Origin of the sequence: Streptococcus sp. LQJ-218 (assembly GCF_003428885.1) — a bacterium.
Classification (GTDB): domain Bacteria; phylum Bacillota; class Bacilli; order Lactobacillales; family Streptococcaceae; genus Streptococcus.
The window spans coordinates 1-5,130 of the sequence record NZ_QQRU01000015.1; the positions used below are offsets into that span (position 1 = coordinate 1).

The window sequence follows — 5,130 nt, forward strand, 5'->3', positions numbered from 1 at the left end:
AAACACTTGATGAAAAAAAGTTTCAAAAAAACTTAAAAAAGTTTCAAAAAAGTGTTGACAAGCGAAAGCGGCTGTGATATACTAATATAGTTGTCGCTTGAGAGAAGCGAGTGACAAAGACCTTTGAAAACTGAACAAGACGAACCAATGTGCAGGGCACTACAACTGAGGTTGTAGTACTGAACAATGAAAAAAACAATAAATCTGTCAGTGACAGAAATGAGTGAGAACTCAAACTTTTAATGAGAGTTTGATCCTGGCTCAGGACGAACGCTGGCGGCGTGCCTAATACATGCAAGTAGAACGCTGAAGGAAGGAGCTTGCTCTTTCCGGATGAGTTGCGAACGGGTGAGTAACGCGTAGGTAACCTGCCTGGTAGTGGGGGATAACTATTGGAAACGATAGCTAATACCGCATAATAGTAGATGTTGCATGACATTTGCTTAAAAGGTGCAATTGCATCACTACCAGATGGACCTGCGTTGTATTAGCTAGTTGGTGAGGTAACGGCTCACCAAGGCAACGATACATAGCCGACCTGAGAGGGTGATCGGCCACACTGGGACTGAGACACGGCCCAGACTCCTACGGGAGGCAGCAGTAGGGAATCTTCGGCAATGGACGGAAGTCTGACCGAGCAACGCCGCGTGAGTGAAGAAGGTTTTCGGATCGTAAAGCTCTGTTGTAAGAGAAGAACGAGTGTGAGAGTGGAAAGTTCACACTGTGACGGTATCTTACCAGAAAGGGACGGCTAACTACGTGCCAGCAGCCGCGGTAATACGTAGGTCCCGAGCGTTGTCCGGATTTATTGGGCGTAAAGCGAGCGCAGGCGGTTAGATAAGTCTGAAGTTAAAGGCTGTGGCTTAACCATAGTACGCTTTGGAAACTGTTTAACTTGAGTGCAAGAGGGGAGAGTGGAATTCCATGTGTAGCGGTGAAATGCGTAGATATATGGAGGAACACCGGTGGCGAAAGCGGCTCTCTGGCTTGTAACTGACGCTGAGGCTCGAAAGCGTGGGGAGCAAACAGGATTAGATACCCTGGTAGTCCACGCCGTAAACGATGAGTGCTAGGTGTTAGACCCTTTCCGGGGTTTAGTGCCGTAGCTAACGCATTAAGCACTCCGCCTGGGGAGTACGACCGCAAGGTTGAAACTCAAAGGAATTGACGGGGGCCCGCACAAGCGGTGGAGCATGTGGTTTAATTCGAAGCAACGCGAAGAACCTTACCAGGTCTTGACATCCCTCTGACCGCTCTAGAGATAGAGTTTTCCTTCGGGACAGAGGTGACAGGTGGTGCATGGTTGTCGTCAGCTCGTGTCGTGAGATGTTGGGTTAAGTCCCGCAACGAGCGCAACCCTTATTGTTAGTTGCCATCATTTAGTTGGGCACTCTAACGAGACTGCCGGTAATAAACCGGAGGAAGGTGGGGATGACGTCAAATCAGCATGCCCCTTATGACCTGGGCTACACACGTGCTACAATGGCTGGTACAACGAGTCGCAAGCCGGTGACGGCAAGCTAATCTCTTAAAGCCAGTCTCAGTTCGGATTGTAGGCTGCAACTCGCCTACATGAAGTCGGAATCGCTAGTAATCGCGGATCAGCACGCCGCGGTGAATACGTTCCCGGGCCTTGTACACACCGCCCGTCACACCACGAGAGTTTGTAACACCCGAAGTCGGTGAGGTAACCTTTTAGGAGCCAGCCGCCTAAGGTGGGATAGATGATTGGGGTGAAGTCGTAACAAGGTAGCCGTATCGGAAGGTGCGGCTGGATCACCTCCTTTCTAAGGATAAGGAACTGCGCATTGGTCTTGTTTAGTCTTGAGAGGTCTTGTGGGGCCTTAGCTCAGCTGGGAGAGCGCCTGCTTTGCACGCAGGAGGTCAGCGGTTCGATCCCGCTAGGCTCCATTGGTGAGAGATCACCAAGTAATGCACATTGAAAATTGAATATCTATATCAAATAGTAACAAGAAAATAAACCGAAAACGCTGTAGTATTAATAAGAGTTTATGACTGAAAGGTCAAAAAATAAGGTTAAGTTAATAAGGGCGCACGGTGGATGCCTTGGCACTAGGAGCCGAAGAAGGACGTGACAAACGACGATATGCCTTGGGTAGCTGTAAGTAAGCGATGATCCAGGGATTTCCGAATGGGGGAACCCAACAGGTACTACCTGTTACCCATATCTGTTAAGGATGTGAGGAGGAAGACGCAGTGAACTGAAACATCTAAGTAGCTGCAGGAAGAGAAAGCAAAAGCGATTGCCTTAGTAGCGGCGAGCGAAACGGCAGGAGGGCAAACCGAAGAGTTTACTCTTCGGGGTTGTAGGACTGCAATGTGGACTCAAAGACTATAGAAGAATGATTTGGGAAGATCAGCCAGAGAGAGTAATAGCCTCGTACTTAAAATAGTCTTTGTACCTAGCAGAATCCTGAGTACGGCGGGACACGCGAAATCCCGTCGGAATCTGGGAGGACCATCTCCCAACCCTAAATACTCCCTAGTGACCGATAGTGAACCAGTACCGTGAGGGAAAGGTGAAAAGCACCCCGGGAGGGGAGTGAAATAGAACCTGAAACCGTGTGCCTACAACAAGTTCGAGCCCGTTAATGGGTGAGAGCGTGCCTTTTGTAGAATGAACCGGCGAGTTACGTTATGATGCGAGGTTAAGTTGAAGAGACGGAGCCGTAGGGAAACCGAGTCTGAATAGGGCKAATTAGTATCATGACGTAGACCCGAAACCATGTGACCTACCCATGAGCAGGTTGAAGGTGCGGTAAGACGCACTGGAGGACCGAACCAGGGCACGTTGAAAAGTGCTTGGATGACTTGTGGGTAGCGGAGAAATTCCAAACGAACTTGGAGATAGCTGGTTCTCTCCGAAATAGCTTTAGGGCTAGCGTCGACATTAGAGATTCTTGGAGGTAGAGCACTGTTTGGGTGAGGGGTCCATCCCGGATTACCAATCTCAGATAAACTCCGAATGCCAAAGAATTATGGTCGGCAGTCAGACTGCGAGTGCTAAGATCCGTAGTCGAAAGGGAAACAGCCCAGACCACCAGCTAAGGTCCCAAAATAATTGTTAAGTGGAAAAGGATGTGGGGTTGCACAGACAACTAGGATGTTAGCTTAGAAGCAGCTATTCATTCAAAGAGTGCGTAATAGCTCACTAGTCGAGTGACCCTGCGCCGAAAATGTACCGGGGCTAAAACAATTTACCGAAGCTGTGGATACCTTTTATAGGTATGGTAGGAGAGCGTTCTATGTGTGAAGAAGGTATACCGTGAGGAGTGCTGGAACGCATAGAAGTGAGAATGCCGGTATGAGTAGCGAAAGACAGGTGAGAATCCTGTCCACCGTAAGACTAAGGTTTCCAGGGGAAGGCTCGTCCGCCCTGGGTTAGTCGGGACCTAAGGAGAGACCGAAAGGTGTATCCGATGGACAACAGGTTGATATTCCTGTACTAGAGTATGTAGTGATGGAGGGACGCAGTAGGCTAACTAAAGCAGACGAATGGAAGAGTCTGTCTAAGCAGTGAGGTGTGAATTGAGTTAAATGCTTARTTCTATAACATTGAGCTGTGATGGGGAGCGAAGTTTAGTAGCGAAGTTAGTGACGTCACACTGCCAAGAAAAGCTTCTAGCGTTTAAACATACTCTACCCGTACCGCAAACCGACACAGGTAGTCGAGGCGAGTAGCCTCAGGTGAGCGAGAGAACTCTCGTTAAGGAACTCGGCAAAATGACCCCGTAACTTCGGGAGAAGGGGTGCTGACATATGTCAGCCGCAGTGAATAGGCCCAAGCAACTGTTTATCAAAAACACAGCTCTCTGCTAAATCGTAAGATGATGTATAGGGGGTGACGCCTGCCCGGTGCTGGAAGGTTAAGAGGAGTGCTTAGCGTAAGCGAAGGTATGAATTGAAGCCCCAGTAAACGGCGGCCGTAACTATAACGGTCCTAAGGTAGCGAAATTCCTTGTCGGGTAAGTTCCGACCCGCACGAAAGGCGTAATGATTTGGGCACTGTCTCAACGAGAGACTCGGTGAAATTTTAGTACCTGTGAAGATGCAGGTTACCCGCGACAGGACGGAAAGACCCCATGGAGCTTTACTGCAGTTTGATATTGAGTGTCTGTACCACATGTACAGGATAGGTAGGAGTCTAAGAGATCGGGACGCCAGTTTCGAAGGAGACGCTGTTGGGATACTACCCTTGTGTTATGGCCACTCTAACCCAGATAGGTGATCCCTATCGGAGACAGTGTCTGACGGGCAGTTTGACTGGGGCGGTCGCCTCCTAAAAGGTAACGGAGGCGCCCAAAGGTTCCCTCAGAATGGTTGGAAATCATTCGCAGAGTGTAAAGGTATAAGGGAGCTTGACTGCGAGAGCTACAACTCGAGCAGGGACGAAAGTCGGGCTTAGTGATCCGGTGGTTCCGAATGGAAGGGCCATCGCTCAACGGATAAAAGCTACCCTGGGGATAACAGGCTTATCTCCCCCAAGAGTTCACATCGACGGGGAGGTTTGGCACCTCGATGTCGGCTCGTCGCATCCTGGGGCTGTAGTCGGTCCCAAGGGTTGGGCTGTTCGCCCATTAAAGCGGCACGCGAGCTGGGTTCAGAACGTCGTGAGACAGTTCGGTCCCTATCCGTCGCGGGCGTAGGAAATTTGAGAGGATCTGCTCCTAGTACGAGAGGACCAGAGTGGACTTACCGCTGGTGTACCAGTTGTCTTGCCAAAGGCATCGCTGGGTAGCTATGTAGGGAAGGGATAAACGCTGAAAGCATCTAAGTGTGAAACCCACCTCAAGATGAGATTTCCCATGATTTTATATCAGTAAGAGCCCTGAGAGATGATCAGGTAGATAGGTTAGAAGTGGAAGTGTGGCGACACATGTAGCGGACTAATACTAATAGCTCGAGGACTTATCCAAAGTAACTGAGAATATGAAAGCGAAYGGTTTTCTTGATTTGAATAGATATTCAATTTTGAGTAGGTATTACTCAGAGTTAAGTGACGATAGCCTAGGAGATACACCTGTACCCATGCCGAACACAGAAGTTAAGCCCTAGAACGCCGGAAGTAGTTGGGGGTTGCCCCCTGTGAGATAAGGAAGTCGCTTAGCT

The 5,130-nt window shown here is 49.3% G+C and carries 1 tRNA gene and 3 rRNA genes; all 4 read left to right on the plus strand.

Annotation, left to right across the window (positions count from 1 at the left end):
- Nucleotides 1-238 precede the first annotated feature (238 nt).
- The 4 genes from D2908_RS09850 (at nucleotide 239) to rrf (ending at nucleotide 5,129) form a co-directional block, all read left to right on the plus strand.
- Nucleotides 239-1,787, plus strand: a 16S ribosomal RNA gene (locus D2908_RS09850).
- Between the two features lie 51 nt (nucleotides 1,788-1,838).
- Nucleotides 1,839-1,911: transfer RNA gene (locus D2908_RS09855), tRNA-Ala, on the plus strand.
- A gap of 124 nt (nucleotides 1,912-2,035) precedes the next feature.
- Nucleotides 2,036-4,937, plus strand: a 23S ribosomal RNA gene (locus D2908_RS09860).
- Nucleotides 4,938-5,013: 76 nt separating this feature from the next.
- Nucleotides 5,014-5,129, plus strand: a 5S ribosomal RNA gene (gene rrf / locus D2908_RS09865).
- The 16S, 23S and 5S rRNA genes sit together here with 1 tRNA gene alongside, the layout of an rRNA operon.
- The last annotated feature ends 1 nt before the right edge of the window (nucleotide 5,130 follow it).